Source organism: Mesorhizobium sp. M0088 (assembly GCF_040322895.1).
Lineage (GTDB): Bacteria > Pseudomonadota > Alphaproteobacteria > Rhizobiales > Rhizobiaceae > Mesorhizobium.
Genome location: NZ_JAMYUI010000018.1, coordinates 1 through 26963, shown reverse-complemented (window position 1 = coordinate 26963; position 26963 = coordinate 1). Strand labels below are relative to the sequence as shown.

General features: G+C 64.5%; 23 protein-coding genes. 15 read left to right on the top strand and 8 right to left on the bottom strand.

Annotated elements, in window-relative coordinates; all coding sequences use genetic code 11:
- The first annotated feature begins 12 nt into the window (after nucleotides 1–12).
- From recN to NKJ67_RS21700, 5 genes are all read left to right on the top strand, one after another.
- Nucleotides 13–1686, top strand: a complete 1674-nt coding sequence (gene recN, locus NKJ67_RS21720) for a DNA repair protein RecN (protein WP_352582991.1) — start codon at nucleotides 13–15, stop codon at nucleotides 1684–1686.
- 112 nt (nucleotides 1687–1798) lie between these two features.
- On the top strand, nucleotides 1799–4003 hold the full coding sequence (gene ligA / locus NKJ67_RS21715) for an NAD-dependent DNA ligase LigA (RefSeq protein WP_352582989.1): 2205 nt from the start codon (nucleotides 1799–1801) through the stop codon (nucleotides 4001–4003).
- Entirely contained in the window at nucleotides 4003–4695 is a 693-nt protein-coding gene (locus NKJ67_RS21710; protein ID WP_128364686.1) for a DUF2461 domain-containing protein, read from the top strand. Before ligA ends, NKJ67_RS21710 begins: the two co-directional genes overlap by 1 nt.
- Nucleotides 4696–4806: 111 nt before the next feature.
- Entirely contained in the window at nucleotides 4807–5535 is a 729-nt protein-coding gene (locus NKJ67_RS21705; RefSeq protein ID WP_352582987.1) for an AzlC family ABC transporter permease, read from the top strand.
- Entirely contained in the window at nucleotides 5532–5828 is a 297-nt protein-coding gene (locus NKJ67_RS21700) for an AzlD family protein (protein WP_127320663.1), read from the top strand. The genes NKJ67_RS21705 and NKJ67_RS21700 overlap by 4 nt, the downstream gene beginning before the upstream one ends.
- Nucleotides 5829–6055: 227 nt before the next feature.
- On the opposite strand, the gene NKJ67_RS21695 is transcribed toward NKJ67_RS21700, so the two are convergent.
- The 3 genes from NKJ67_RS21695 to NKJ67_RS21685 all read right to left on the bottom strand — a co-directional run bounded on the left by NKJ67_RS21695 (nucleotide 6056) and on the right by NKJ67_RS21685 (nucleotide 9555).
- On the bottom strand, nucleotides 6056–7900 hold the full coding sequence (locus NKJ67_RS21695; RefSeq protein ID WP_352582985.1) for an aminopeptidase P family protein: 1845 nt from the start codon (nucleotides 7898–7900) through the stop codon (nucleotides 6056–6058).
- Nucleotides 7901–8038: 138 nt separating this feature from the next.
- The gene (locus NKJ67_RS21690; protein ID WP_127269252.1) at nucleotides 8039–8911 is read right to left on the bottom strand and encodes a 50S ribosomal protein L11 methyltransferase; all 873 of its coding nucleotides are present in this window, start codon (nucleotides 8909–8911) and stop codon (nucleotides 8039–8041) included.
- 65 nt (nucleotides 8912–8976) lie between these two features.
- A complete protein-coding gene (locus NKJ67_RS21685; protein ID WP_352582982.1) occupies nucleotides 8977–9555 on the bottom strand; it encodes an SCO family protein in 579 nt (192 codons plus the stop codon).
- A gap of 188 nt (nucleotides 9556–9743) precedes the next feature.
- On the opposite strand from NKJ67_RS21685, the gene NKJ67_RS21680 reads away from it, so the two are divergent.
- The 3 genes from NKJ67_RS21680 to NKJ67_RS21670 all read left to right on the top strand — a co-directional run bounded on the left by NKJ67_RS21680 (nucleotide 9744) and on the right by NKJ67_RS21670 (nucleotide 11669).
- On the top strand, nucleotides 9744–10262 hold the full coding sequence (locus NKJ67_RS21680; RefSeq protein WP_127269254.1) for a CreA family protein: 519 nt from the start codon (nucleotides 9744–9746) through the stop codon (nucleotides 10260–10262).
- Nucleotides 10263–10336: 74 nt separating this feature from the next.
- Nucleotides 10337–10978, top strand: coding sequence for a transferase hexapeptide repeat family protein (locus NKJ67_RS21675; protein ID WP_352582980.1), 642 nt, complete (start codon nucleotides 10337–10339; stop codon nucleotides 10976–10978).
- Between the two features lie 265 nt (nucleotides 10979–11243).
- Nucleotides 11244–11669, top strand: a complete 426-nt coding sequence (locus tag NKJ67_RS21670) for a low affinity iron permease family protein (protein ID WP_128309939.1) — start codon at nucleotides 11244–11246, stop codon at nucleotides 11667–11669.
- A 3-nt stretch (nucleotides 11670–11672) separates the two neighbouring features.
- Here the strand turns inward: NKJ67_RS21670 and NKJ67_RS21665 are convergent, their stop codons facing one another.
- Nucleotides 11673–12539, bottom strand: coding sequence for an SDR family NAD(P)-dependent oxidoreductase (locus NKJ67_RS21665; RefSeq protein WP_352582977.1), 867 nt, complete (start codon nucleotides 12537–12539; stop codon nucleotides 11673–11675).
- Nucleotides 12540–12726: 187 nt separating this feature from the next.
- Between NKJ67_RS21665 and NKJ67_RS21660 the strand changes: the two genes are divergently transcribed.
- A complete protein-coding gene (locus NKJ67_RS21660; RefSeq protein ID WP_023813121.1) occupies nucleotides 12727–13008 on the top strand; it encodes a hypothetical protein in 282 nt (93 codons plus the stop codon).
- 53 nt (nucleotides 13009–13061) lie between these two features.
- Here the strand turns inward: NKJ67_RS21660 and NKJ67_RS21655 are convergent, their stop codons facing one another.
- Nucleotides 13062–13637 (bottom strand): TMEM175 family protein, encoded by a 576-nt coding sequence (locus NKJ67_RS21655; RefSeq protein ID WP_352582975.1) that lies wholly within the window; start codon nucleotides 13635–13637, stop codon nucleotides 13062–13064.
- 190 nt (nucleotides 13638–13827) lie between these two features.
- Here NKJ67_RS21655 and NKJ67_RS21650 point away from each other — a divergent pair, with 190 nt between their 5' ends.
- Nucleotides 13828–14982, top strand: coding sequence for an MFS transporter (locus tag NKJ67_RS21650; protein WP_352582973.1), 1155 nt, complete (start codon nucleotides 13828–13830; stop codon nucleotides 14980–14982).
- 83 nt (nucleotides 14983–15065) lie between these two features.
- Here the strand turns inward: NKJ67_RS21650 and NKJ67_RS21645 are convergent, their stop codons facing one another.
- Together NKJ67_RS21645 and NKJ67_RS21640 are read right to left on the bottom strand one after the other, a co-directional pair.
- Nucleotides 15066–16538, bottom strand: coding sequence for an MATE family efflux transporter (locus NKJ67_RS21645; RefSeq protein ID WP_502905227.1), 1473 nt, complete (start codon nucleotides 16536–16538; stop codon nucleotides 15066–15068).
- 171 nt (nucleotides 16539–16709) lie between these two features.
- On the bottom strand, nucleotides 16710–18191 hold the full coding sequence (locus tag NKJ67_RS21640) for an esterase-like activity of phytase family protein (protein ID WP_352582969.1): 1482 nt from the start codon (nucleotides 18189–18191) through the stop codon (nucleotides 16710–16712).
- A 244-nt stretch (nucleotides 18192–18435) separates the two neighbouring features.
- Between NKJ67_RS21640 and NKJ67_RS21635 the strand changes: the two genes are divergently transcribed.
- Both NKJ67_RS21635 and NKJ67_RS21630 read left to right on the top strand, forming a co-directional pair.
- The gene (locus tag NKJ67_RS21635) at nucleotides 18436–20847 is read left to right on the top strand and encodes a GcvT family protein (protein ID WP_352582967.1); all 2412 of its coding nucleotides are present in this window, start codon (nucleotides 18436–18438) and stop codon (nucleotides 20845–20847) included.
- A 12-nt stretch (nucleotides 20848–20859) separates the two neighbouring features.
- Nucleotides 20860–22413, top strand: a complete 1554-nt coding sequence (locus NKJ67_RS21630; RefSeq protein ID WP_352582965.1) for a trimethylamine methyltransferase family protein — start codon at nucleotides 20860–20862, stop codon at nucleotides 22411–22413.
- Between the two features lie 141 nt (nucleotides 22414–22554).
- On the opposite strand, the gene NKJ67_RS21625 is transcribed toward NKJ67_RS21630, so the two are convergent.
- Nucleotides 22555–23580, bottom strand: coding sequence for a LacI family DNA-binding transcriptional regulator (locus NKJ67_RS21625; RefSeq protein ID WP_352582963.1), 1026 nt, complete (start codon nucleotides 23578–23580; stop codon nucleotides 22555–22557).
- Nucleotides 23581–23776: 196 nt separating this feature from the next.
- Between NKJ67_RS21625 and NKJ67_RS21620 the strand changes: the two genes are divergently transcribed.
- The 3 genes from NKJ67_RS21620 (at nucleotide 23777) to NKJ67_RS21610 (ending at nucleotide 26829) form a co-directional block, all read left to right on the top strand.
- On the top strand, nucleotides 23777–24808 hold the full coding sequence (locus tag NKJ67_RS21620) for a Gfo/Idh/MocA family protein (protein WP_352582961.1): 1032 nt from the start codon (nucleotides 23777–23779) through the stop codon (nucleotides 24806–24808).
- Nucleotides 24805–25713: a sugar phosphate isomerase/epimerase family protein gene (locus NKJ67_RS21615; protein WP_352582959.1), complete on the top strand. Its 909-nt coding sequence runs from the start codon at nucleotides 24805–24807 to the stop codon at nucleotides 25711–25713. The genes NKJ67_RS21620 and NKJ67_RS21615 overlap by 4 nt, the downstream gene beginning before the upstream one ends.
- 102 nt (nucleotides 25714–25815) lie before the next feature.
- Nucleotides 25816–26829 carry a substrate-binding domain-containing protein gene (locus tag NKJ67_RS21610; RefSeq protein WP_127269007.1) on the top strand — a complete coding sequence of 338 codons (1014 nt, stop codon included), beginning with the start codon at nucleotides 25816–25818 and terminating at the stop codon, nucleotides 26827–26829.
- The last annotated feature ends 134 nt before the right edge of the window (nucleotides 26830–26963 follow it).

Sequence of the window (26963 nt, the reverse complement as noted above, 5' to 3'; positions counted from 1 at the left end):
ATTCGGGTTCTGATGCTTTCCAGACTGTCGATCCGCGATATCGTCCTGATCGAGAAGCTGGATATCGACTTCCAGCCGGGCCTTTCGGTGCTGACCGGCGAAACCGGTGCCGGCAAATCCATCCTGCTCGATGCCCTGTCGCTGGCGCTCGGAGCGCGCGGCGACGCGTCGCTGGTGCGCCATGGCGCGGCACAGGGCCAGGTCATCGCCGTCTTCGACGTGCCGCGCAATCATCCGGCCCGTACGCTGCTTGCCGACAATGCGATCGAGGATGATGGCGACATCATCCTGCGCCGCCTGCAGACGGCGGACGGCCGCACCCGTGTTTTCGTCAACGATCAACCTTCAAGCGTCACCCTGATGCGCGACGTCGGGCGCGCGCTGGTCGAGATCCACGGCCAGCATGACGAGCGTGCGCTGGTCGATCCCGGCGCGCACCGCGAGGTGCTCGACGCTTTCGGTGGCCATCTCGGCGCCGTCCGCTCGACCGGCGAGTCATGGCGGCACTGGCGCGCCTGCGAGCAGGAGCTGTCGCGCCACCGCGCCAAGGTGGCGGCGGCCGCGCGCGAGGCCGACTATCTGCGCGCGGCGGTGGCGGAATTGACCAAGCTCGATCCGCAGCCGGGCGAGGAGACCGACCTTGCCGAATTGCGCGCGTCTATGATGCGGGCCGAAAAGATCGCTTCCGAAATCCATGACGCGCAGGATGTGCTGTCGGGCCCATCTTCGCCCCTGCCGCAACTGGCCAGCCTGTTGCGGCGGCTGCAGCGCAAGGTGACGGAGGCGCCCGGACTGCTCGACGATGTCGTCAAATCGCTCGATGAGGCGATGCTGTCGCTCGACGCGGCGCAATCGGGCGTCGAGGCAGCATTGCGCGCCACCGAATATGATCCGCAGCGACTGGAGAAAGCGGAGGAGCGACTGTTTTCGCTGCGCGCGGCCTCGCGCAAGCACAGCGTCGCCGTAGACGATCTGGCGCAGCTGCGCGACACGATGTCGGCCGATCTCGCCGATCTCGATGCCGGCGAGGAGCGCCTGCACGGGCTGGAAAAGCAAGCCACCGCCGCGCGCGAGACCTACGACATTGCCGCCGCGCAGCTGTCCTCGCTGCGTCATGCGGCGGCGGTCGGCCTGACCAAGGCCGTGATGGCCGAACTGCCGGCCCTGAAGCTCGAACGCGCCGCCTTTATCGTGGAAATGAAGAGCGAGGCCGAGAGCCGTATGGAAGAGGGGATCGACCAGATCGAGTTCTGGGTGCGCACCAATCCAGGCACGCGGCCCGGACCGATGATGAAAGTGGCCTCCGGCGGCGAGCTTTCGCGCTTCCTTCTGGCGCTGAAGGTGGCGCTGGCCGACCGCGGTTCGGCGCCGACGCTGGTGTTCGATGAAATCGACACCGGTGTGGGCGGCGCTGTCGCCGACGCCATCGGCCAGCGGCTGGCGCGACTGTCGAAGCGCGTCCAGGTGCTGTCGGTGACGCATGCGCCACAGGTGGCGGCACGCGCGGCGACGCATTTCCTGATCTCCAAATCCGGCACCACCGACCGTGTCGCCACAGGCATTGCCGAAATGGACCGGCCGGCGCGGCAGGAAGAGATCGCACGCATGCTGGCCGGCGCCACCATCACCGACGAGGCGCGCGCCGCCGCGGAGCGATTGCTGCGTGAGAACACCACGGCTGCATAAGAACAGCTGATGTCAGGGATCGAGTCAGGATATGGCTCCATCCTGCTGTTCAGGAATGATTTTCCTAGAATCCTGATCTATTGTGTAGCGCCACCGTTCGGGGAAGAAAAGCATGTCCGAAAAACCCGTTGATGCCCTGACCGAAAGCGAGGCCGAAGCCGAGCTGAAACGGCTGGCGGAAGAGATCGCCGAGCACGACCGGCGTTACCATACCGAAGATGCGCCTGTTATCACCGATGCGGAGTATGATGCGCTGGCACGGCGCAACCTTGCCATCGAGGAGCGCTTTCCGGCGCTGGTGCGCGAGGATTCGCCATCGCTCAGGGTCGGAGCGGCACCTGCGGAAGGCTTTGCCAAGGTGCGCCATGCCGTGCCGATGCTCAGCCTTGCCAAGGCCTATACCGACGATGACGTCACGGATTTCATCGAACGCGGCCGGCGGTTCTTCGATCGCGACAAGGAGCTCGACATCGCCTTCACAGCCGAACCGAAGATCGACGGGCTGTCGGCCTCGCTGCGTTACGAAAACGGTGTGTTCGTGCAGGGCGCGACGCGTGGCAACGGCGCCGTCGGCGAAGACATCACCGCCAATTTGAAGACAATTGCCGATATTCCAGCGAAGCTGAAAGGCTCGGGCTGGCCCGAAACCATCGAGATCCGCGGCGAGGTCTACATGACCTATGCGGAATTCGAGGCGCTGAAGCAGCGATCGGCTGCGGCCGGCGGCCAGGACTACGTCAATCCGCGCAATACGGCGGCCGGATCGCTGCGCCAGAAGGATCCGTCCGTCACCGCCAGCCGCAACCTCAAATTCTTCGCCTATGCCTGGGGTTACACGACGGCGGATCCCGCTCCGACCCAATATGATTCGGTGCAGAAATTCGCCGAGTGGGGGTTCAAGATCAGTCCGCTGATGGTGCGGGCGAAATCGGCCGAGGAGCTGATCGCGCATTATCATCGGATCGAGGAGCAGCGCTCGGCGCTCGGCTACGATATCGACGGCGTCGTCTACAAGGTCGACCAGCTGGAGTTGCAGCGCCGCTGGGGCTTCGTCACCGGCGAACCGCGCTGGGCGGTCGCGCATAAATTCCCGGCCGAACAGGCGATGACGACCGTGCAGAAGATCGACATCCAGGTCGGCCGTACCGGTACGCTGGCGCCGGTTGCGCGGCTGGCGCCGGTCACAGTCGGCGGCGTCGTGGTCGAGAACGTCACGCTGCACAATGAGGATTACATCAAGGGCCTGGACTCGACCGGCGAGCCGATCCGCGACGGCATCGATGTGCGCATCGGCGATACGGTCGTGATCCAGCGGGCAGGCGATGTCATTCCGCAGATCGTCAGCGTCGTCATCGACAAGCGGCCTGCTGATGCGGTGCCTTACGAGTTCCCTCACACTTGCCCGATCTGCGGCTCGCCGGCGACGCGCGAGATCAACGAAAAGACCGGCAAGGAAGATTCCCGCCGGCGCTGCACCGGCGAACTGATCTGCCCGGCGCAGGCGGTGGAGGGATTGCGCCACTTCGTGTCACGCGGCGCCCTGGACATCGAAGGCCTCGGCGCGGAGAACATAGACACGTTCTTCAATGCGGGATTGATCAAGACCGCCGCCGATATCTTCACGCTCAGGGATCGCCGTCCGGCCGTCACCAGGGCGCTGGCCGAGCGCCGCGAGGAGCAGGCAAGGCAGCGCGAGGCCGCATCGGGCAAGACGCGCAAGAATGTGCGCAGCGTCGAGGATCGCAACTATGAGGGCCTCGACAAGCTGTTCGCCGCCATCGACTCGCGCCGCGAGCCGGAGCTCGACCGTTTCATCTTCGCGCTCGGCATCCGCCATATCGGCGAAACGACGGCCGCCGTGCTTGCCCGCACCTTCTCGACCATCGAGGAGCTGATCCGGGTCGGCAAGGAGACAGCGGCAGCGGAGGATCCTCACACGGTTTTCCCCTCGGTCAATGGCATCGGCGATACCGTGATCGATGCGTTGCGCGACTTCTTCGGAAATGAGCGCAATGACGACGTGCTTGACGCGTTGCTCCGCCAAGTCAAGCCGAAGCCGTATATCGTCAACGTCTCGGCCGACAGCGAGGTCGCCGGCAAGACGGTCGTGTTCACGGGCTCGCTGGAGAAGATGACACGCTCCGAAGCCAAGGCGATGGCGGAGCGCCTCGGCGCCAAGGTCGCGGGCTCGGTTTCGGCAAAGACGGATCTGGTGGTCGCCGGGCCGGGTGCCGGCTCCAAGCTCAAGCTCGCCAGCGAACTCGGCATCGAGGTGATCGACGAGGATGCCTGGCTGGTACGGATCGGCAAGGCGTGATGGAAGGCGCATTCAAGGGTTTCGGCCCGAAAGCCATTCCGTTCCTGAAGGCGCTGGATTTCCACCAGAGCCGGGAGTGGTTTTTAGAAAACCGCGACCTGTTCGAAAAGGAGTTGCGCGATCCGCTCAGTGATCTCGTCGACACGCTGACCGAGCGCTTCGCAAAGGCAGGCCTCGGCCTGCGCGGCGACCGCAAGAAGTCGCTGTTCCGCATCAATCGCGACGTGCGCTTCGCCAAAGACAAGCGACCCTACAACAGGCATTTGTCGGCCATCCTGTCGCCCGACGGCACCAAGATGGAGCAGGGTGTGTTCTACGTGCATATCGGGCTTGAGCGCTGTTTTGCCGACATTGCCTGGTGGCAGCCGGAACCGGCGCTGCTGCTGGCGATGCGCAAAGCCATCGCGACCAAGCCGGACAATTTTCGTGGCCTGGTGGCGGCGTTGAAGAAGAACCGGCTTGAACTCGAGACCGAAGGCCGTATGAAGCGTACGCCACGCGGCTTCGAGGAAATCAGCGATCCCGATCTGGTCGCCGCCATCCGCCACCGGCATTTCTATGTCCAGCATGTCATCGATCCGGCCGGAATCCATACGGCTGATCTGGTCGACGAACTCGTCGATTTCACCTTGCGCGCCAAGCCGCTGCTCGACTGGGGCAGGGCGATCGAGGGCAAAGGTTCGCTTGACTAGCCTCCGGCTCCGGTAACCCGACGATCATTTCCGCTGATCGTTTGGCTCAAGCGAATTCGTGTGACAAGGCAGGCAGCGCTTCCTACATCAGGCCCTGATCAAGGAGAGGCCATGTCGGCGCAAGCAATTTCCGAGAGCGGCGATAAAAGCGATTTCTGGCAGGGCGTGCGGCTGTCGATGCCTGTCGTGGTGGCGTCGGCGCCGTTTGCGGTGCTGTTCGGTGCGCTAGCCGTCGACAATGGTTTCTCGGTCCTGGAAGCCTTCCTGATGAGCGCGCTGGTCTATGGCGGCGCCAGCCAGATGGTCGGCATCCAGCTGTTCGGCCAGCATGTGGCGCCGTGGCTGATCGTGCTGTCGATCTTCGCCGTCAATTTCCGCCACGTGCTCTATTCCGCCGGCATCGGCCGGCGCATCGCGCACTGGCCTGTCATCCAGCAGGCACTTGGTTATTTCATCCTCACCGATCCGCAATTCGCGGTGGCCGAAGCGCGGGCGCAATCGGGCCAGACGGTCGGCTTTGCCTGGTATCTGGGGCTTGGCCTGCCGGTCTATCTGTTCTGGATCGTCGAAAGCGCGCTTGGCGCGATGTTCGGCAAGCTGATCCCCGACACGCATGCGCTCGGCATCGATTTCCTGCTGCCGATCTATTTCCTCGGTCTCGTGCTGGGCTTCCGCAAGCGGCCGCTGTGGCTGCCGGTGGTCATCGCCAGCGCCGCCGCCTCGATCATCGCCTATAAGACCGTGGGCTCGCCCTGGCATGTCTCGATTGGCGCTGTCGCCGGTGTGCTGCTGGCGGTCATCCTGCCTCCCCATCACAGCGGCGTAAAGGCACGGCCATGAGCACGACCTTCTGGATCATCATCGCCGGCGCAATCGCCACCTATCTCACCCGCATCGGCGGGCATCTGGTCATCTCCCGCTTCGAAACAATCCATCCCCGCGTCGAGGCCGGCCTCAATGCCGTGCCGGCGGCTGTGCTGACGACGCTGGTGGCGCCCGAGCTGTTGAATGCCGGGCCGGCGGAGTGGGCCGCACTGGTCGTCACTGCGGTGGTTTCGCTGCGCGGTGGACTGATGTCGATGTTTCTGGCGGGGGCTGCGGTTCTGATTTTGGCGCGGCAATTTGTGGGCTAGGGTCTGGGCGCGATCGACTTGAACCGTTAGCGCTGCCCCTCATCTGCCTGCCGGCATCTTCTCCCCGTATAGTGACGGGGAGAAGGGATTTGTCTCAACCTCGGCGCTTTTCTGCAACGTTGGCGGTTGGCGAAATCGTCGATGACGGCATCCTTCTCCCCGTCACTATACGGGGAGAAGTGCCCGGCAGGGCGATGAGGGGCGGCGCCGACCTTCCAAGACTGATTTCAAATCTTCGCGTCGTGCGGCAATGGCGCCGTGGCCTTTTCCAGCCAGGCCAGCGTTTCGCCGTCGAGCATCGGGCCGATCTCGGCCAGCACGCGCGCATGGTACGAGTCCAGCCAGTGCAACTCGTCGCGCGTCAGGAGGTCCGACTGCACCAGCCTGGTATCGATCGGCGCCAGCGTCAGCGTCTCGAAGCCGTGCATGGCGATGTCGCCGCCCTCGATCTCTTGCGCCGGCGTCACCAGGATCAGGTTCTCGATGCGGATGCCGTAGGCGCCTTCCTTGTAGTAGCCCGGCTCGTTGGACAGCATCATGCCTTCGAGCAGCTTTTCGGTGCCGGTGCGGGCGATGCGCTGCGGCCCTTCATGCACGGCCAGATACGAGCCGACGCCATGGCCGGTGCCGTGGGCGAAGTCGCAACCGTGCTTCCACAGCGCCATGCGCGCGACGGCATCGATCTCGGAGCCGCGCGTGCCGGCGGGAAAGCGCAAGGTGGAAATGCCGATCATGCCTTTCAGCACCAGGGTAAAGCGTTCGCGCATCTCCTGCGTCGGCTGGCCGATCGGCACGGTGCGCGTGATGTCGGTGGTGCCGTCCTGATACTGCGCACCAGAGTCGAGCAGGAAAAGCTCGCCGGCCTGCAGCTTGCGGCTGGTGGCGCGCGACACGCGGTAATGCATGATGGCACCGTTCGGACCGGCGCCCGAAATGGTGTCGAAGGAGACATCGCGCAGCGGCATCTGCGTTTCCTCGCCGGTCTGCCGCCGCGTCTCCTCCAGCCGGGTGACCACCGATATCTCATCGAGCGATCCGGGTTTTTGCCGCTCCAGCCAGCACAGAAGCTTCGCCACGGCCGCACCGTCACGCCGATGCGCGGCGCGCGAGCCGTTGATCTCGGCCTGGTTCTTGGTGGCGCGCGGGATGCGGGCGGGGTCTGCTGCTGCAACGACGGCGCCGCCATTGGCCTCGACCAGCATGCGCAGCCGGTCGGCCGCCAGCACCGGGTCGAGCGCGATTTTCGCGCCACTCTTGGCAAGGGCGACGATCGCGGCTTGGAATTCGCCGGGCCCATGCGGCTCGGCGAGTTGGGTGAGATAGGCCGCGACCTGGCGCGAGAATTTGCGCTTATCCATGAAAAGCTGGTGCGACCCATCGGCGGCGAGAATGGCGAAGCCGAGTGCCAGCGGCGTGTGCGGCACGTCGCCGCCGCGGATGTTGAAGGCCCAGGCGATGGAGGAGGGGTCGGTCAGCACGGCATGGGTGGCGCCGTCCTTTGCGATCGCCCCCGCCAGCCGCGCCAGCTTGTCCTTGGCGAGCTCGCCGGCAAAGCCGATCGGGTGAAGCTCGACGGGAGCCACCGGCGCGTCGGGCTGATCCTTCCAGATGATGTCGATCGGGTTCTTGTCGAGCGGCACCAGGACCGCACCTGATTTGTCGGCCGAGGCCTGCAGCGCCTTGACCTCGCTGATCGTGTGCAGCCATGGATCGAAGCCGAGCCGTGCGCCCTTGCCAAGATTGTCTTTCAGCCAGACAGCCGGGGGATTGTCGACCAGGCTTTCGATCGAAAAGACGTCCAGGTCGACCTCGCTGCGCACCTGCAGCGTGTAGCGCCCGTCGACAAAGACCAAGGCGCGGTCGCGCAGGACGATGGCGACACCGGCCGAGCCGCTGAAACCGGTCAGCCATTTCAGCCGCGCCGAGCGGTCGGCGACATACTCGCCCTGATGCTCGTCGGCACGCGGCACGATGAAGCCGTCCAGCCCGTTGGCTTCAAGCCATTGGCGCAGGAGCGCCACGCGCGGTTTGCCGACGGCCGGATCGCCGGCGGAATCGAAGGTCTGGAACATTGTGGGCCTCCTGATATCGGCGGGACCGTAGCCTATGGACCGGGAAATCGGAATCGATTTCCGGCTGCGCGCAACCTGCTACAGCATCGCTGGACTGACAACCGGGGGAACTTGGTCCAAGCTCGGTCGGTCCCGGGCTCAATGCTTGAGGTGGATCGTCACCCAGCCCTCGCGGTGCAAGGTTCTGACGTGGCGAAAATTCTGGCCGACATAGGCCGAGATGACGGCGTCGCGCTGGCGGTCGAGGATGCCTGACAGCACGATCGAGCCGCCGAGCGCGATGTGGCCAGCCATTTGCGGCGCCAGCCGCATCAGCGGCCGTGCCAATATGTTGGCGACGATGAGATCGAAGGGCGCGCGCTTGCCGAAGACCGGGTGGTGAAAGCCCGGCGCGGTCACCGTTTCCACCAGTGCCTTGACGTGATTGAGCCGCGCATTGGCGGCAGCCACCCGCACCGCCACCGGATCGATGTCGGTGGCCAGCACAGGAATATGCGCCAGCTTGGCGACTGCAATCGCCAGCACCGCGCTGCCGGTGCCGAGGTCGAGCGCATTGCGCGGATGCTCGCGCCGAACCACTCTTTCAAGCATTTCCAGGCAGCCGGCGGTGGTGCCGTGGTGGCCGGTGCCGAAGGCAAGACCAGCCTCGATCTCGATGGCGATCTCGCCGCTGTGGCGCTTGCGGCGGTCATGCGCGCCGTGGACGAAGAAACGTCCGGCACGCACCGGCTTCAGCTCTTCCAGCGAATGCGCCACCCAGTCGATGTCGGGCAGGGCCTCGCGCTCGATCGGCTTCGACAGGGAAAGGCCGGCAAGGATGTCGTTCAAGCGGGTCTCGACCGCATCGACGTCGCCATCGGCATAGAGCGACACTTCGTGGATGTCCTTGTCCTCGTCGACCTCCAGGACGGCGATCGGCAGCCCTTCTTCCTCGAAGGCTGCCTCAAGCGCCGCGAAAATGCTGACGGACTCGGTCTTTCCGGTGGTGAAGTAAAGGCGCGTCTGGGTCATGAAATCTGTTTCTTTTTGAGCATGATCTTGCCCGAAAACCGGTTCCCACTTTTCGGGATCAAGCTCTAGCCTTTCGCCGCCAGCCGCTTCAGCTTGGCGATGGCCGTATCGGCGCTTTCGCCGTAGGCGATGGTGCCGGCAAAGTCGCCATTGGCGTTGAGCAGCAGCACCGAGGCGGTGTGGTCCATCGTGTAGTCGCCGTCGCCGGGGTCGACCTTCTTCCAGTAGATGCCGAACGACTTGGCCATGGCGTGGACCTTGTCGGGATCGCCCGTGATGCCGACGATGCGGTCGGAGAAATTGCTGACATAGGCGTTCATCACTTCCGGCGTGTCGCGCTCGGGGTCGACCGAGACGAAATAGGCGTGCAGGTTCTTGCCGTCGTCGCCGAGCGTCTTCAGCCAGCCGGCCAGTTCGAACAGCGTGGTCGGGCAGACCTCGGGGCAATGGGTGAAGCCGAAGAAGACGACGCTGGGCTGCCCCCTGAAGGCAGCCTCGGTGATCGGCGCGCCTTTCTGGTCGACCAGGGTGAAGGCAGCGCCGAAGGGCTCGCCTCCATAATGGCCGCGGTACCAGTCGAAGGTCAGCCAGCCGATACCGGCGGCCATCAGGACGAGAATGCCGACCAGGATAGAACGCATCATCAGAAAAGTCCGTCTGCAGAAATCGCCGCGCCGGCTCAATGCCGCGCCTGTGCGACAGTCTTAGCGGTTCGGCCTCGCACAGGCAAAGTGCCGCGTTGCCGCAACCGCAGTGGTGTCGACCTATCTGCTTGCAAAGCCGGGCTGCTCGCCCCACCTGTGACCGGCAACTCGAACCGCAGGAGGCTCCCTTGCCACGACTGATTGGGCACGGACTGATTGGGCGAAAACTGATCGGCGGCGCGTTGGCCGCGTGTGTTGTCGTTGGCGCCGGTGCCGCGGTCGCCGAGGAAGTCGGCAAGGTCGGTGTCGACTGGCTCGGCAACGACATCATCGTCGAAGCGATCAAGGATCCGAAAGTGGAAGGCGTGACCTGCCACGTCTCCTATTTCGACCGCGGCATCATCGATCGCCTGCACAAGGGCAACTGGTTCGAGGATCCGTCCGATTCCTCCATCTCCTGCCGCCAGACCGGCCCGATCACGATCGGCGACATCGACATGAGCGAGGGCGGCGAGGAGGTGTTCAAGCAAGGCATCAGCCTGATCTGGAAGAAGCAGGTGGTGAACCGCATCTACGACAAGCCCAATGAGACGCTGATCTATCTCTCGCATTCGCGCCAGGTGCAGAACGGCTCGGCCAAAATGTCGGTCACCACCGTGCCGCTCTACGGCCAGAACGTGGTGTGGAGCAAAGGCAAGCCGCAATAGGCGATTCAGCTCCGTCCCGGGCGCACGATTGGCCCCGCTTGCGGGACCAATCGCCTGGAGGTAAAGCCGCCGGCATGGACCGTTCCGAAAATCTCGTCCCGAAAGACCCTGAGCCGCGCATCCATCCGACCGCGGAGTTGAAGGCGTGCAAGCTCGGCCGCTATGCCTCGATCGGCGAGCGGGTGGTGCTGCGCGAGGTGAATGTCGGCGACTTCTCTTATTTTGAACGCCACTGTGAAGCGATCTACACGACGATCGGGAAATTCTGCTCGATCGCCGCCAACAGCCGTATCAATGCGCTGGAGCATCCCATAGAGCGGCTGACCCAGCACAAGCTCAGCTACCGGCCGAACGAGTATTTTCGTTGGCTGGGCGTCGATGCCGCCTTCCGCGAGCGGCGGCAGGCAAAAGCCGTGACCATCGGCCATGATGTCTGGATCGGCCACGGCGCGGTGATCATGCCTGGGGTCGCCATCGGCAACGGTGCCGTCATCGGCGCCAACGCCGTGGTGACGCGTGACGTGCCGTCCTATGCGATCGTCGCCGGCGTGCCGGCGAAGGCTCTCCGGCCACGCTTCACTCCGGATATCGCGGCGCGGATCGAAGCTCTCGCCTGGTGGGACTGGCCGGTCGAAAAGCTGGCCAGAGCGGTTCCCGACATGCAGGCCATGCCGATCGAAACGTTCCTCGATCGCTGGGAAAACGACGCCGTCTGAGCTTGCGCAAACATGTCGGATTGAAACCCCTTCCGCCATGCGGGGGTGGCGCGGCGGAAGGGGCTGGAGGCAAACCGCTGTGAAGCGGAAGGAACAGGCACTCTTGCCTGCACGGTTACTGTGACATTCAACCCATAAAGTGTGTTTTTCGCCCTATGCACTTTATGGGTGTATTCAATTGCGCGCGAGGTATTTGTTTGCATCGGGAACCTGAAACGGTCGCTGGTTGTTTCTCATCGCGCCGCAGCGTCGAGGGATTCGATAGATGGAAAAGCATTTCACCAAGGTTGCCAACTGGGTCGCCCGCATAGCCGGCCTGCCGCCGACATTCGCCGTCTGTTGCCTGATCGTAACCGTCTGGGCGGTGAGCGGTCCGTTCTTCGGTTTTTCGGACACCTGGCAGCTCGTCATCAACACGGGCACGACCATCATCACCTTCCTGATGGTCTTCCTGATCCAGAACACTCAGAACCGCGACGGCGCGGCGATCCAGGCCAAGCTCGACGAACTGATCCGGGTCGGCAAGGGCCACAACCACTTCATCGGCATCGAACATCTGACCGAATCCGAAGTGGAGGAAATCCGCGCCAAATGCGAGCGTGCGGCAAAGCGGCATGACGAACAGATCGCCGACACGGCGGCGAAGAAGGCTGTGGCGAGGAAGCGCGGGTCGAAAAAGCAGGCGGCTTGAAGATCAGCCTTTCATGAAGGTCGCGAAAGGCGCTTTGTAGTCCGGATGCCAGCGCGACAAAGCGGGGCGGTTTTCGATGATGTCGCCGATTGCCCAGGCCATGCGCTTTTCATCCAGCGGCCGCGCCGCCTCATTGTCCGGGCACAGGATGTAGAAATCGCCTCTGGTCAGGGATTCCAGCATGAAATCAACGACCTGTTCGCCGGTCCAGGCGCCGGCAGGTTTTTCCGTCGCGCCCTCGGTCAGGCCGGTAAAGGTGAAGCCGGGGATCAGCAGATGGGCGGCGACATGGGCGCCGGGTTCATTGCGCAACGCATGCGCCAGACCCTCGGTGAAGGTTTTCACCCCTGCCTTGGAAACATTGTAGGCAAGATTGCCGGGCGGCGTGGTGATGCCTTGCTTGGAGCCGGTGTTGACGATCAGACCCGGCCTGGCCGAGGCCAGCATGCGCGGCGCGAAGGCCTCCACGCCATGCACGACGCCCCAGAAATTGATGTCCAGCAGCCGTTTCCAGCCATCGCGGTTTTCCCATGGCTTTCCGGGGTTGTCGCCGACGCCGGCATTGTTCATCAGAAGCGACACGCCGCCGAAGGCGCCGAACGCCCTCTCGGCGAGGCGGTCCACCTCATCCGCCTTCGAAACGTCGGCGGCGACGGCAAGCACGGCATCGTCGCCGGCAATCGCAGAAACGGCGCGCGAGGCGTCGTCCAGTCGCGCGCCGCCAATGTCGGCCAGCACGATCTTCATGCCCATCAGTGCAAGCCGCTTGGCGGCCGCCAGACCGATGCCGCTGGCGGCGCCGGTGATCACGGCGGCATTGCCTGGGGCAAGCGCGGGCAGGGCGGTCTGGATCTCGGCGTCGGTGATCATGGGCGATGGGTTCCTTGTTCGATGGCGCAGACTTAGCGTCGGAACCGGCCGGTGCAAGCCTCTGCTCGCCTTGTCGGGTTGACCAGTTCGGTCGAGGCTGCGCATGTTGCCCTTTGCCTCCGCGAAAGAGATTTTGCCCTGGGGACAAAACAAACTTTGGCCCTGGGGACAAACGGAGATTTCCTGATTGACGGACTGGGTTGCAATTTTGAAGGAACAGACCGCTATTGGCGACCAGATGGGCCGCGAGGTGCCGCAGATGCTGGCCAACCCCGACATCAGCGAAACGCAGGTGAAGACGCTCTTTTCCGCGCTGGAGAAACAAGCCGAGTTCGTCGAGAAGCTGCGCATGGCGCTGGAAAAGTTCGGCCATGATTTCTCGATCATCAAGGCCGCGGAACGGCTGGAGGAGCGCTATGCCGACCTCGCTGCATCGGTGGCGGAAAAACTGAAAGCGATGCGCAAGTAACGCAACACCGGGAAAGACGTGCAGCGCTTTGCCTTGAAAATGCGTGAAGACAGCTACTTTTCAATCACCCGCGCAAAGCGCGTATCCGGTACGAGCCATATCGTCGCGACCAGCACATAGAGCGCGACGCCGATCCACTGGCTGACGAAGGTCAGCACGACGGCCACGATGTAGACAGCCAGCGAGAGCTTCCCCTTGCGGTCAGTACCCAGCGCCCTGGCAAAGGCGGTATCGTTGCCGTGCAGGCGATGCAGCGCGGCGGCGAGCATGGTGTAGGCGATGGCGCATAGCGCGAGGTCGGTGCCATAGACCGCGACCGGCACCGGTGCAAAGTGGTTCTCGCCCATGAAGGCCGTCGTCACCGGCATCAGCGACAGCCAGAACAGCAGATTGAGATTCGCCCACAGCACGCGCCCGTCGACCCGCTGCACGGCGTGGAACATGTTGTGCAAATTGTTCCAGTAGATGCCGACATTGATGAAGGACAGCACGTAGCAGAAGAAGATCGGCCACAACGGCACCAGGGCGGAGAAGTCCTCGCCATGCGGCACTTTCAACTCAAGCACCATGATGGTGATGATGATAGCCACGACGCCATCGGTGAATGCCTCGACCCTGCCTTTGCCCATAAATCCTCCTGGCCTCAGCATAGGTTATGGGAGGAAGTCCCAATATGCCATCGCCTGGGTTGAGCGCTCACAACGAACGTGGCGCCCGGTCAATGCCCTCCATGCTGTCAGGAGCCTGCCGGCCGGCCGGAACGTCGGAGATGAAAGCGCGTTAAGGTCGCTATCCCTGAAACCGGTGACGAGGTTGGCCATGACCATTCGCGGTTTGGCGCATACGCACAACGAGGCCCGCAGCGATGCTCTTGCAATCCCCACCGTCGCCGCGATGATTGCGGTGCTGTTTGCCGGCAGCACGGTGCTGACGCCGCTCTATATCGTCTACAAGCAGCAATTCGGCTTTTCACAAATCACCCTGACGCTGATCTACGCCGTGTATGTCGTCGGCAATCTGGCGGCATTGCTGATGTTCGGCGGGGTGTCCGATGTCGTCGGGCGCCGGCCCGCGAGCCTGGCAGCGATGCTTGTCGCCATCGTCAGTGCGCTTGTCTTCCTGTTTGCCGGAAACGTCGCCTCGCTCGACGTCGCCCGCATCCTGAGCGGACTTGGCATCGGCGTCGGCGCGGGGACCGGAACCGCGTGGATTGCAGAACTTCTTCCCGGCGCGGACAAGTCGCGCGCCAGTGTGATTGCCACCAGCACCAATTTCCTCGGCCTCGGCTTCGGCGCACTGATTTCGGGACTTCTGGCTGAATATGAACCATGGCCGTTGCGGCTGATCTTCATTGTCTATCTGGCAGCACTTGTGGTGGTGACGATCCTGGTCTGGCGCACTCGCGAAACGGTGGCGAAGCCGGGCAGCCTCGGGCGGATTTCCTTGCGGCCGCAACTTTCCATCCCGGAGGAGATCCGTGCGCGCTTCGTCGCGCCGGCGGTGACCGGCTTCGGCGCGATGGCGCTGGTCGGGTTCTACGCCGCCTTGGCGCCGAGCATCCTGGCGCAGCAGCTGCATGTGATCAACCACGCCGTCGCCGGCGCGCTGTTCTTCGAACTGGCGATCGTCACCGCGATCAGCATCGTCGTTCTGATGCACATGAAGAGCAACAAGGCGATGCTGGCTGCGCTGGCATTGATGATCCCAAGCGTGGTGTTGGTGGTGGCGGCGCAGATACTGGCCTCGATGACACTGATGGTTGCTGCGACGGCCTGTTGCGGCGTTGCGGCGGCGCTTGGTTACCGTGGCGGGCTGCAAGTGGTGAACGAGATCGCGCCGAAGGATCGTCGCGCCGAAGTGGTGTCCAGCTTCTTCATCTGCTGCTTTGTCGGCAATGCCTTGCCTGTCATCGGCATCGGTATCGTTTCGACCTATGCCAGTCCCATCACTGCAGCCTGGCGTTCGCCGGCATGATCGTGGCGTTTGCGCTGGTGGCACTGGGTTTTGGATTGAAACAGAGGCGTTGAAGTTTGGGGGCGATCCAGCGCAACCTGGCTTCAGCCGTTCGGTGTTTCAGGCGAAAGATGCGCGCGTCCGCGCGGCACGCCAAGACCGGTGTCCGGCGGCTCGCCGGCCGCCGGCCTGTTCTCGATCATGTGCGTGGTGCGCCAGCGGCCGAAACGGTAGTAGGCCGCCGCCAGTACAAGCGAGCTGATCGAGCCGGCCGGGAAACTCCACCACAGCGCTTCCTCGCCGATCACGCCACGCATGAAATAGGCGAAGCCGGTGCGCACGACCAGCACCGAGATCACCAGGATGATCAGCGGCGGCATCACGGCACCCGTGGCTCGTACGGTGGCAAACAGCACGATGGTTATGCCGAACAGGATGAACGACCACGAGGCGACATTGTTGATGTGGACGGCGATGTCGATCGCCGCGCTGTCGCTGCTCAGGAACAGGCTCAGCACCGAACGGTCGAAAACCGACAGCACGGCAACCAGCGCGCCGGTCAGGACCAGGTTGAAGCCGACGCCGGAGGCGGCGATGCGGCCGATCCGGTCCCAGCGCCCGGCGCCGACATTCTGCGCCGCCATCGAGGACACCGCGGCGCCGATGGCGAGCGCTGGCATCTGGATGTAGGTCCACAGCTGGGCGGCGATGCCATAGGCGGCGGCGACCTGTGAGCCGTAGGAATTGACGATACCCATCACCGTCAATGCCGCCGCCGAAATGACGATCATCTGCAGACCCATCGGCACGCCCTTGAAGACGACGATGCGCAGCAAGGCGGGATCGGGCCGCAGCAGGGCGAGGTTGGCGCCGGCCAGCCGCAGCGGATGCTTGCGCACATAGAGCACGATCAGGATGGCGATCACGCTTACCGTCTGGCCGATCAGCGTGGACGTGGCGGAGCCCGCGATGCCGAGTTCGGGAAACGGCCCGATGCCGCGGATGAGCAATGGGTTGAGCACGATGTCGAGGACGACGGCCAGAGCCATGAAGAAGAAGGGCGTGCGTGAATCGCCGGCACCGCGCAGCACGGTCATGACGAAGGACAGAAGGTTCATCATCGGCACGGCGACGAAGATGATGCGCAGATAGGAGCGCGCGAGCGGCAAGGCATCGGCCGGTGTGCCGAGCGTGTTGAGAATGGCGTCGACCCAGATCCAGCCGCAGACCGCGAGGATAACGGAAACAAGGAAGAAGAACGTCGCGCTGGTGCCGACGATGCGGCGCGCCTCGGGCAGGTCGCGGGCACCGACCGACTGGGCCACCAGGATGGTGGCCGCCATGCCGATGCCGAACACGGTGCCGAGGATCAGGAACAGGACGAGGTTGGCGTTGGAGGTGGCGGTCAGCGCCGATTCGCCGAGGAAACGGCCGACCCAGACGGCGTTGATCGAACCGTTGAGCGACTGGAGCACGTTGGAGCCGAGCACCGGCAGGGCGAACAGCAAGAGCGTGCGCGGGATCGGGCCGCTGGTCAGGTCGCCGGTGCGCCGGCGCGCGGGCATTTTTTCGTCCATGGCGGGCAGCTCGGCGGATGGTGATTTGGATCCAGTCCACGATGATATCGCAGGCGGGACCGAGATGCACCCTTGCGAACGCGCCGCACGGTTGAAAGGCCGCTGCCCCGTTCATGCCCAGCCGCGAGCCCCAGCGGACGCGCCAAGCACGCCCGCCCGTGCAGTGGGTGGTTACTTCTTGGCCAGACCCGGCAGCGTGACCTGATAGACCAGGAACATGGTGTCGACATCGGCGCCGTCTTCCGCCTTGTAAGGTGCGCCGACCTGAAAACCGTCCTGAGCGAGGAAGTCGTTGTCGTTGGCGACGAACAGGAAGTAGTCGTCGGGCAGCTTCGGATCGAGAACGCTGACCACCGACATCGCCTCCCACTTCTCCGACAAGTTATTCTTGTCGTTCGGCGCGCCGTTGTGCAGGCCGAAGCGACCGAGTTCGCCCTTGTCGTTGATGTCGATGAACGGCGTCAGCTTGGCCGGCGTCACCGACGGATCGAGCACGCCCTTGGGTGCCAGCGGCTTGTCGGCGGCATCGAAGGCGCCGCCGGCGATGTCGGTCGCGGCCGAGACGTCGACGACGAAGATCTGGCGCACCAGCGAGGTGTCGCCCTTCAGCCCCTGGCCGTTGCCGCTGTCGCGCGCCAGCATCAGGAAGGTCTTGTCGGAGAGCGCCACGATCTCGCTCTGTGCGGCGATCTTGGTCTTGCCCTTGGCATCCTTGAACACCGGCAGCGGCACGACATACTCATGCGCAAGCTTGAGATGAGCGGGGTCGGAGGCGTCATAGACCAGCGCGCGGGTGTTCTGGCGCGTCGCGGGCGAATCGCCACCATCCTGGCGGGGCGCCGACTGCAGCACCGCGATCAGGAACTTGCCGTCCGGCGTCATCGCCATGCCTTCGAGGCCCTGATTGTTCTGGCGGCCGGTGTCGGGATCCTTCGGATCGGGTTCGGCAGCACCTGGGCCCGGATTGTCCGAGGCAAAGTTCGGCGCGCCGTGGCGCATCGGCACCAGCGCAGCCGGTGGCTGGGTCGCCGACAACAGATGTCCGTCGGCGGAAAACCGGTAGATGTTCGGGCCGTATTCATCGGAGATGAACATCGAGCCGTCGGGCAGCCGCACGATGGCTTCGTTGTCGAGCGCCAGCTTGCCGTTGGCTTCGGGCAGGATCGGCATGTCGCCGCTCGCCGCGCGCACGCCGTTGAGCGGATCGAGGCCGGTGGCATCAGCGCCCTTGTCGTCGGTGAGAAGCATGGTGTCGGCGAGCGTTGCCTTGACGCCGGTCTGCTGCTGGCCGGCAGCAGGTGCCGCACCTGGTGCCACCGGGGTAAACTCGATGGCGACGGTGTTGAGGCGCGGCCGGTAGCCGGTGGTGCCGACGACATTGTAGCCGCGATCCGGCAGCAGCCAGAGCGAACCTTTGTAGCCGGCGGCCTCATGCGTCCAGCCTGATGTGTCGATCGACATGCCCGAGCCCGAACCAAACGTCTCGCCGAACTTGTCGCGCTGAGCGGCCGGGATGCGGCCGACGCCGACCAGCCCTTTGTTGACAAAGCTCGTGCCGCCGACGGTCGCGGTGCTGTCGGCGAGCGCCGGCGTCACGGCGGTGAACAAGGCCAGCGCGACGCCAAGCGACGCGGTTCGATACAGGTATTTCATGGATAATCCTCTTTGTGACGGATGTGCCGGAGCGGCCGCGGGACGAAAAACTGAAAGAGGTGCGACATCGATGATGCCGCGCAAGCCTCCCCGAAACGCGGTCTACGGCGCGAACATGATGCTTGCGTGACAGCGCGCAGTGCATGCCGACGGTCGACGAAAAACGATGCGCGCGCGCGGCACTAGACACTTATGTCCAGTGCATATATGCTCCAGCCTTCGGACTAACCGTGGAGGGGAAGCCTTGAAGTCGCACTACCGCGCAGTCGTCATCGGGGGTGGCGTGGTGGGGGCCTCCGTCCTTTATCATCTGACGCGATTTGGCTGGAGCGATGTGGCGCTGATCGAGCGCGCCGAACTGACGGCCGGTTCGACCTGGCACGCGGCGGCAGGCTTCCATGCGCTCAACGCCGACCCCAACGTGGCGGCGCTGCAGGACTACACCATCAATCTCTACCGCGAGATCGAGGCCGAATCCGGCTGGGATATCGGCCTGCACATGACCGGCGGCGTCAACATCGCCAGCGATCCCGCGCGCTGGGAGTGGCTGAAATCGGCCTGGGCGGTGTTCCAGTCGGTCGGCATCGAGACCGCTAGGTTGGTAACGCCCGATGAGATCAAGGCGATCTGCCCGATCGTCGACGTCACCGGCGTGCTTGGCGGCCTGCATGATTCCAACGAAGGCCATCTCGACCCGTACGGCACGACGCACGCCTATGCCGGCGCTGCAAAAAAGCGCGGCGCCGACATCATCCTGCGCAACCGGGTGGTCGAGTTGAAGCCGCGCGCCGACGGTCGCTGGGATGTCGTCACGGAGCAGGGCACCATCATCGCCGAGCATGTCGTCAATGCCGGCGGGCTGTGGGCAAAGCAGCTCGGCCGCATGGCCGGCATCGACCTGCCGGTGACGCCGATGGAGCACCATTATTTCATCACCGAAGACATTCCCGAGATCGCGGCGCTGGACAGGGAAATCGGCATCGCCGTCGATCTCGACGGCTTTTCGTATCTCAGGCAGGAGCGCAAGGGCGTGCTGCTCGGCGTTTACGAGCAGAACCCGAAGCACTGGAACATGGATGGCGCGCCGTGGGACTACGGCATCGAGCTGATCCCGGAAGACATCGACCGCATCAGCCCCGAACTCGCCAAGGCGCATGAGCGCTTTCCTTGCCTGGCGACGGCCGGCATCCGCAAATGGGTCAACGGCGCCTTCACCTTCACGCCGGATGGCAATCCGATCGTCGGACCGGTGCGCGGATTGAGGAACTACTGGGTCGCCTGCGGCGTCATGGCCGGCTTCAGCCAGGGCGGCGGCGTCGGCAAGTCGCTGGCCGAGTGGATGATTTTCGGCGAACCGCAGGCCGACATCTTCGGCATGGACATCGCTCGCTACGGCGCCTTCGCCGCCAACCGGGAATATCTCAGGCAGACGACGCGCCAGTTCTATTCGCGCCGCTTCGTGATGACCTTTCCCAATGAACGACTGCCCGCCGGCCGGCCGCTGAAACGTCCGGGTGCCTATGACGGCATGAGCGCGGCGGGATGCGAATGGACGGCTTCCTGGGGGCTGGAAATCCCGGCCTATTTCGCGCCGATGGGATTTGCCGAGAACACGACGCTGCGGCGCTCCAACGCCTTCGACATCGTCGGCGACGAGGCGCTGCAGGTGCGGCGCGCCGCCGGTCTCGTCGATATCTCGGCCTATTCGCGCTATGCGGTGGCGGGGCCAGGTGCGGAAGCCTGGCTCGACCGGCTGCTCGCCTGCAGGCTGCCGAAGCCGGGGCGGGCCGGCCTGGCGCCGATGCTCGGCCATGACGGACGGCTGAAGGGCGACCTCACCGTCTTCAACTGGGGCGGCGGCAGCTATTGGCTGATGGGCTCCTACTATCTCCGGGAATTCCACATGCGCTGGTTCGAGAGCTATGCGGCTGAAGGCGTCACCGTCACCGACCTCTCCGACACGATGAGCGGTTTCCTGCTGACGGGGCCGAACGCGCGCAAGATACTGGAGCGAACGACGCATCAGGATGTGTCCGGCGCAGCGCTGCCGTTCATGGCCTGCGGCACATTCGACATCGGCATGGTGCAGGCCCGTGTAGCGCGGCTGTCTATATCAGGCGAGCTCGGCTTCGAAATCAGTTGCCCCGTGACCATGCATGCCACTCTGCGCGAAACGCTGCTGGCGGCGGGCGAGGATCTCGGCCTTGCCGAAATCGGCTATTACGCGCTCAATGCACTGCGGCTGGAGAAGAGCTTTGGCATCTGGTCGCGCGAATTCACGCAAGGCTACACGCCGGGCCAGACCGGTCTCGACCGCTTCATCGCTTTCGGCAAGAGCGGCTTCATCGGCCGCGAAGCAGCGTTGAAGCAGCGGGAGGCCGGCAGCGGCCAATGCCTGGTGACGCTGGAAATCGATGCGCTCGACGCCGATGCCGGTGGCTTCGAGCCGGTCTGGCATCAGGGCCGGCGCGTCGGCTTCGTCACCTCGGGCGGTTACGGTTATACGGTCGGCAAGAGCCTGGCGCTGGCGCTGGTCGACCGCGATTTCGCAGGCGAGGGCACCGCGCTCTCCGTGCATGTCGTGGGTGAGGAGCGGCCGGCGCATGTCGTCGCGGCCTCGCCCTATGATCCCCTGGGCAAGGCAATGCGGCAATGAGGAGGATTTCCGATGGTCGATGACGCGGCACGGGACGGCAGGCGCGAGCGCCGGCGTGGACGCACGGGCGAGGCCGGCAGCGAAAGCAGCCGCCGTCCCAATTACCATTCGCTGAAGAACCCGTTCCTGCCGCAGCCGATCTTTTCGGACGATCAAGTGGCCGCGATTCACGACACGGCGCTGCGGGTGCTGGAAGAACTCGGCATCAAGGTGCTGCTGCCGCAGGCGCGTGAGCTTTTCGCCAGCGCCGGCGCGCTGGTCGATCCGGACACCGACATGGTGCGCATCGGCCGCGACATGGTGACGGCGGCACTCGCCACGGCGCCGAGATCGATCCACGCTCACGCCGGTTCGCGCGCCCGGGATCTGACGCTGGAGCTCGGCTCGATGACCTTCCTCGCCGGATGCGGGGCGCCGAACGTCACCGATCTCGAGCGCGGCCGGCGGCCGGGAACACTGGCGGATTTCGAGGATCTCATGCGGCTGGTGCAGCATTTCGACGTGCTGCATATGCTGGGGCCCTGCATCGAACCGCAGGATGTCGACAACCGCTTTCGCCACTATGCCGTCAACCGCGCGCAGCTGACGCTGTCGGACAAGCTCCCGTTCGTCTTCGCGCGCGGCACCCCGCAAGTCGAGGACGGGTTCGAGATGATTCGTCTGGCGCGCGGCCTGTCGCAGGACGAGTTTCTGGCAAATGCATATTGCTACACCGTCATCAACACCAACTCGCCGCGCCAGCTCGACATCCCGATGGCGCAAGGCATCATCGATTTCGCCCGCGCGGGCCAAATCTCCGTCATCACGCCGTTCTGCCTGGCTGGCGCGATGGCGCCGATCACGGTCGCCGGCGCGCTGACGCTGCAGCATGCCGAGGCGCTCGCCGGGCTGACGCTGGCGCAGATCGTGCGGCCCGGTGCACCGGTCGTCTACGGCTCGTTCTCCTCCAATGTCGACATGAAATCCGGCGCGCCGGCCTTCGGTACGCCCGAGCACGTCAAGGCGACGCTGGGCGCCGGTCAGCTGGCGCGCTTCACCGGACTGCCGTGGCGATCGGGCGGCGGCAGTGCCGCCAACATCTCAGACGCGCAGGCCGCGCACGAGACGCAGTTCGCGCTGTGGGGCTCGGTGCTGGCCGGGGCGACGATGTGCATCCATGCCGCCGGCTGGCTGGAGGGCGGCCTCAGTGTCTCCTTCGAGAAACTGATCACCGACATCGAGGCGCTGCAGACGGTGGCTGAACTTTGCGCCGCGACGCCCGGCGATACCGATACGATCGGCTTCGAGGCGATCGCCGAGGTGCAGCCGGGCGGCCACTTCTTCTCGGCCGGCCACACCATGGCGCGCTACCGCACCGCCTTCTACGAACCGCTGGTGGCCGACTGGTCGAATTTCGGCAACTGGACGCAGAGCGGCTCGAAGACAGCGAGCGAGCGCGCCACCGGCGTCTGGAGGCGGGTGCTTGCCGATTTCGCGCCGCCGGCAACGGCTGCCGCCACATCAGGCGTGCTGGATGAGTTTATCGCGCGGCGCACGGCAGAGGGCGGAGCGGCGCCAGTGTCTTAAGGCCGGCTCTCGCTGATCGCCCTGGTTGTGGCGCGATCCGGAACCTGCAGCGCCTCCCGCGCATTCAAGGTTGCGGCCGGTGCACTGCGGCACCGGTGTGCTGTTTGAGGGGAGACGACATCGGCGGCCCTGCTGCCACCATCAATCGCTGTCGCGCGCCACCAGTTCCAGCGGCCAGACTTCGCGGATGATCCGCGGCCCCTCCGGGCCGGCGAAGGCGGGAAGCGACGCCAGCAGCATTTCGGCGAGTCGTTGTCCCATTGGCTCCAGCGCCGGGCGGAAGGCGGTCAACGCCGGGGAAAAATAGCGGCAGAGCGGCGTGTCGACGATGACGGTTACCGCCATGTCCTGGCCCGGCCTGATGCCCATCTCGGCCAGCGCCTTGCAGCCGCCCAGCGCCATTGCATCATTGTTGAAGATGATGGCGGTCGGCGGGGCCTTGGAGCGCATGACCTGGGGCGTCACCTTGTAGCCGCCGGCCTCGTTGATGAAGCCGGACGCGATCAGCTCCGGGTCGACCTCGATGCCGTGCCGCTTCAGGGCCTTGCGGTAGCCGGCGAGGAACAGATAGCCGAAATTGAGGTCGAGTGAGGGACGGATAGCGGCGATACGGCGGTGACCGCGCGCCACCAGGCGGTCGACGGCATCGGCTCCGGCCTTCTCGAAATCGAGGTCGAGGGAAGGATAGGACTTGGCTCCGGAGCGACTGCGGCCGAGCGTGGCGAAGGGAAAGCCGGCTTGCGTGAGATAGTCGATGCGCTCGTCCTCGCGCCGCGTCCAGGCCAGCAGCACGGCATCGGCGCGGCGCGTCTCGACGACACGGCGCAAGCGCTCCTGCTGGTAGTCGCCCGGCGCCCCCATGACCACGGTCAGGTCGAGCCCGCTTTCGGCAAGCCTGGCCTGCAGCCCGATCAGAAACGGAATGAAGAACGGCTCGCCATATTGCTGGTCGCCGGGATGCGGCTGCAGCATGAAGGCGATCGAACGGGTGGCGCCTTGCCTCAGGCTGCGGCCGGACTGGTTCGGCGAATAGTTCAGCGTCCTGGCCGCCTCGAGCACGCGCTGGCGCGTGTCGGCGTTGACGTCGGCGCGGCCGTTCAGCGCCCGCGATACCGTGCCGATCGAAATGTTCAGGTGACGGGCAAGGTCGTGAATGCTGGACGCCAAGAGACTTTCTCCCCCTTGCTTGGCTAGCACCGGTAGCCGCTCAGGCCAAGGCGGTAAGACGAATTTCGCCAAGGGCCGATTGACATTCTACGCCTTCGGGTGTGTTCTCGTAAACGTTTACGGAAAAACGTTTACGGTCCTGCCGTGGATGCCGTGACGATCGGTCTGGAGGGACCGAGCGGAGGAGGAGCGCTGGATGATCGATGTCGTCCTGGTCGGCTGCGGAGCGATGAGCAAGGCCTGGCTCGATGCCATCAGGCAGATCCACGGGCTCACCCTTATCGGCCTCGTGGATCTCGATGCCGACAGGGCACGGGCGAGGGCGCGCGAATACGACCTCACCAATGCCGTCATCGGCAGCAATCTCGACGCCGTGCTCGACCAGACCAAACCGCAAGCGGTGTTCGACGTGGTGGTTCCAGCCGCCCGGCGCGAAGTCGCTTTTTCCGCCTTTGCCCACAATTGCCATCTGCTGACGGAAAAGCCGCTCGCCGACAGTCCGGAAAATGCGCGCGCCATCGTCGAGGCCGCTCGCCGCGCCGGGCGCATTCACGCCGTCGTGCAGAACCGCCGCTATGTCGCCAATGTCAGGCGCATCCGCAGGTTCCTGGATTCCGGCGCCATTGGTACGCCGACCAGCATCCACGCCGACTTCTTCGTCGCGCCGCATTTCGGCGGCTTTCGCGAGGAGATGGCGCATGTGCTGTTGCTCGACATGGCGATCCACACATTCGACGCCGCCCGCTATATGGTCGCCGGCGAGCCGGCCGGCGTCCACTGCCAGGAATGGGAGCCGGCCAATTCCTGGTACCGGCAGGGATCGTCGGCCAGTGCCGTCTTCGATCTCGGCGGCGGCAAGGTCTTCACCTATGCGGGCAGCTGGTGCGCGGCCGGCTTCCGCACCAGCTGGGAGGGCAACTGGCGCATCGTTGCCGAGCGCGGCAGCCTCATCTGGGACGGCAATGACGAGCTGAGGGCGGAAGCAGTGATGCCGGGCCGCGACGGAATGTTCGACAAAACCCAGCCGATCGCGGTGCCGCCGCTCGATGCGTCCGATCGCGTCGGCGGCCATCTCGGCATTCTTCAGGATTTCGTGCACGCCATCCAGACCGGCACCGAGCCGGAAACGCGCGGCGCCGACAACATCAAGAGCCTGGCCATGGTTTTTGGCGCCATCGAAAGCGCCGAGACCGGCCGCCGCGTGACAATCGCAGAGGACGCACAATGACGCCGAACCCGCTTCTCGACATCCGGATCGGCACCATGGTGCGGGCCAATCTCGACGACCCGGCGGCTTACGTCAAACAGATCCTGCCGCTCGGCTTCGAGAGCATCCAACCCTTCTTCTGGCAGACGCTTGGCGGCAAGGACCTGGCGCTTCTCGCCGGCCAGATCCGCGAGGCGATCGGCGATGCCGACGTCACCGTGTCCTCGCTCGGCGTGTTCGGCAATCCGCTGGAAGACGGCGAGGTCGATCGCGGCGTGCTCAAGGCCTGGGAGACGGTGATCGACAACGCGCATCTGTTCGGCGCCTCGATGGTCAGCGGCTTCACCGGCCGCCTACGCGGCAAGAAGCTGACCGACAGCCTGCCGCGCTTCAAGGAAGTCTGGGGTCCGCTGGCCAAACGGGCCGCCGACAAGGGCGTGCGCATCGCCTTCGAGAACTGCGCCATGGACGGCAACTGGGCCGCCGGCGACTGGAACATTGCCCACAATCCGGACGCCTGGGAGCTGATGTTCAACGAAGTGCCCGATGACAATCTCGGGCTGGAATGGGAGCCCTGCCATCAACTCGTCTACCTGATCGATCCGATACCCCAGATCCGCAAATGGGCGCCGCGCATCTTCCATGTGCACGGCAAGGACGCGACGGTGCGCTGGGACGTGATCCGCGAGCATGGCGTGTTCGGCCGGTTGCCCTTCGTGCAGATGCGCACGCCCGGTTTCGGCGACAGCGACTGGACGCGGGTGATCAGCGAATTGCGGCTGGCCGGCTACAAGGGGGCCATCGATATCGAAGGCTGGCACGACCCGGTCTATCGCGGCGACCTCGAGATCACCGGCCAGGTGCGGGCGCTTGAATATCTCAAGCAATGCCGGGGAGGGACCAGCTACCTGCCGAACCCGATGTGAGGATCGGCCGGCGGGAGGAGCCGGCCGGGATGTCTGCAACGCACATTGCCGAAGCGAATGTCGAACCCCTCGCTTGCGAGGACAAAAAGGGAGGATAAGTGCATGAGCATGACGATGAGAAGGACAGTTCTGCGCTCGACCGTCGTGGCCGCCGCCACGATGCTTGCCGCTGCGATCTCCACCTTGCCCGCGCGGGCGCTCGACGCCAAATGGTGCAAGGACGTCCACATCCGCTTCTTCGTCGGTGGCGCCGAGGGCGACGCTTTCGGCACCATCGTCTACAATGGCGCCAAGCAGGCAGAGGCCGATCTCGGGCCGAAGGTCGACTACATCTTCTCCCAGTGGGACATCGAAAAGATGGTGCAGCAACTGCGTGAGGCCGTCGCGGTCAAGCCCAACGGCATCGCCATGATGGGCCACCCGGGCGACGCGTCGATCATGCCGCTCGCCGAACAGGCGCACAAGGACGGCATCAAGATGATGTACCAGAACGTGCCGGTGCCGAAGGTGGTGGAAGCATTCGGCGGCGGCTATGTCGGCGCCCAGCAGGAGCAGCAGGGCCGCGCGCTCGGCGCCGAGGCGTTCAAGCTGGGCAAGCTGAAGGCCGGCGACAAGGCGATCATGATCGGTCCGTTCGAAAACGAAAGCCGCGGCGCGCGCGAGCGCGGCACGGTGGCGGCGCTCAAGGACGCTGGCGTCGAGGTCATCCAGTTGTCCTCTCCGCCGAGCGGCGAATGGGCGTCCGATCCCAATCTGGCCATTCCGGTGATTACCGCGGCGCTGCTCAACAATCCCGACGTCAAGGCGGTCGGCTATCCCGGCGGGCAGATGCTCGGCAATGTATCGACCTACATGCAGGCGGCCGGACGCAAGGCGGGCGAGATATTCAATTTCGGCTTCGACACCAGCCCGCAGATCGTCGAGGGCTTCAAGGGCGGCTGGGTGCAATTGACCGCCGACCAGCAGCCGTTCCTGCAGGGCTATCTGCCGATCCTCAGCCTCTGCCAGCAGGTTGTTCTGGGGCTGGCGCCGATGAATGTCGACACCGGCGCCGGTTTCGTCACGCCCGAAAATTACGAGATCGTCGCTGAGCTCGCCAAGCAGGCGCTGCGCTGACCTCCCAAGCCGCCCGGCGGGGTCAAACGGCCCCCCCCGCGGGGCCCCAGGGGGCAAAACCCGGCAAAAAAAAAAAAAACATGGTACCAAGTGACAAAACCCCAAAACAACAAGGAATTTTAAAAAAAATAACC

Coding starts and splice junctions, on each gene's coding strand:
- recN (WP_352582991.1), top strand. CDS start 13: ATGCTTTCCAGACTGTCGATCCGCGATATCGTCCTGATCGAGAAGCTG.
- NKJ67_RS21675 (WP_352582980.1), top strand. CDS start 10,337: ATGGACCGTTCCGAAAATCTCGTCCCGAAAGACCCTGAGCCGCGCATC.
- NKJ67_RS21615 (WP_352582959.1), top strand. CDS start 24,805: ATGACGCCGAACCCGCTTCTCGACATCCGGATCGGCACCATGGTGCGG.
- NKJ67_RS21610 (WP_127269007.1), top strand. CDS start 25,816: ATGAGCATGACGATGAGAAGGACAGTTCTGCGCTCGACCGTCGTGGCC.
- NKJ67_RS21640 (WP_352582969.1), bottom strand. CDS start 18,191: ATGAAATACCTGTATCGAACCGCGTCGCTTGGCGTCGCGCTGGCCTTG.
- NKJ67_RS21655 (WP_352582975.1), bottom strand. CDS start 13,637: ATGGGCAAAGGCAGGGTCGAGGCATTCACCGATGGCGTCGTGGCTATC.
- NKJ67_RS21700 (WP_127320663.1), top strand. CDS start 5,532: ATGAGCACGACCTTCTGGATCATCATCGCCGGCGCAATCGCCACCTAT.
- NKJ67_RS21665 (WP_352582977.1), bottom strand. CDS start 12,539: ATGATCACCGACGCCGAGATCCAGACCGCCCTGCCCGCGCTTGCCCCA.
- NKJ67_RS21695 (WP_352582985.1), bottom strand. CDS start 7,900: ATGTTCCAGACCTTCGATTCCGCCGGCGATCCGGCCGTCGGCAAACCG.
- NKJ67_RS21630 (WP_352582965.1), top strand. CDS start 20,860: ATGGTCGATGACGCGGCACGGGACGGCAGGCGCGAGCGCCGGCGTGGA.
- NKJ67_RS21645 (WP_502905227.1), bottom strand. CDS start 16,538: ATGGACGAAAAAATGCCCGCGCGCCGGCGCACCGGCGACCTGACCAGC.
- NKJ67_RS21710 (WP_128364686.1), top strand. CDS start 4,003: ATGGAAGGCGCATTCAAGGGTTTCGGCCCGAAAGCCATTCCGTTCCTG.
- ligA (WP_352582989.1), top strand. CDS start 1,799: ATGTCCGAAAAACCCGTTGATGCCCTGACCGAAAGCGAGGCCGAAGCC.
- NKJ67_RS21685 (WP_352582982.1), bottom strand. CDS start 9,555: ATGATGCGTTCTATCCTGGTCGGCATTCTCGTCCTGATGGCCGCCGGT.
- NKJ67_RS21650 (WP_352582973.1), top strand. CDS start 13,828: ATGACCATTCGCGGTTTGGCGCATACGCACAACGAGGCCCGCAGCGAT.
- NKJ67_RS21620 (WP_352582961.1), top strand. CDS start 23,777: ATGATCGATGTCGTCCTGGTCGGCTGCGGAGCGATGAGCAAGGCCTGG.
- NKJ67_RS21705 (WP_352582987.1), top strand. CDS start 4,807: ATGTCGGCGCAAGCAATTTCCGAGAGCGGCGATAAAAGCGATTTCTGG.
- NKJ67_RS21670 (WP_128309939.1), top strand. CDS start 11,244: ATGGAAAAGCATTTCACCAAGGTTGCCAACTGGGTCGCCCGCATAGCC.
- NKJ67_RS21690 (WP_127269252.1), bottom strand. CDS start 8,911: ATGACCCAGACGCGCCTTTACTTCACCACCGGAAAGACCGAGTCCGTC.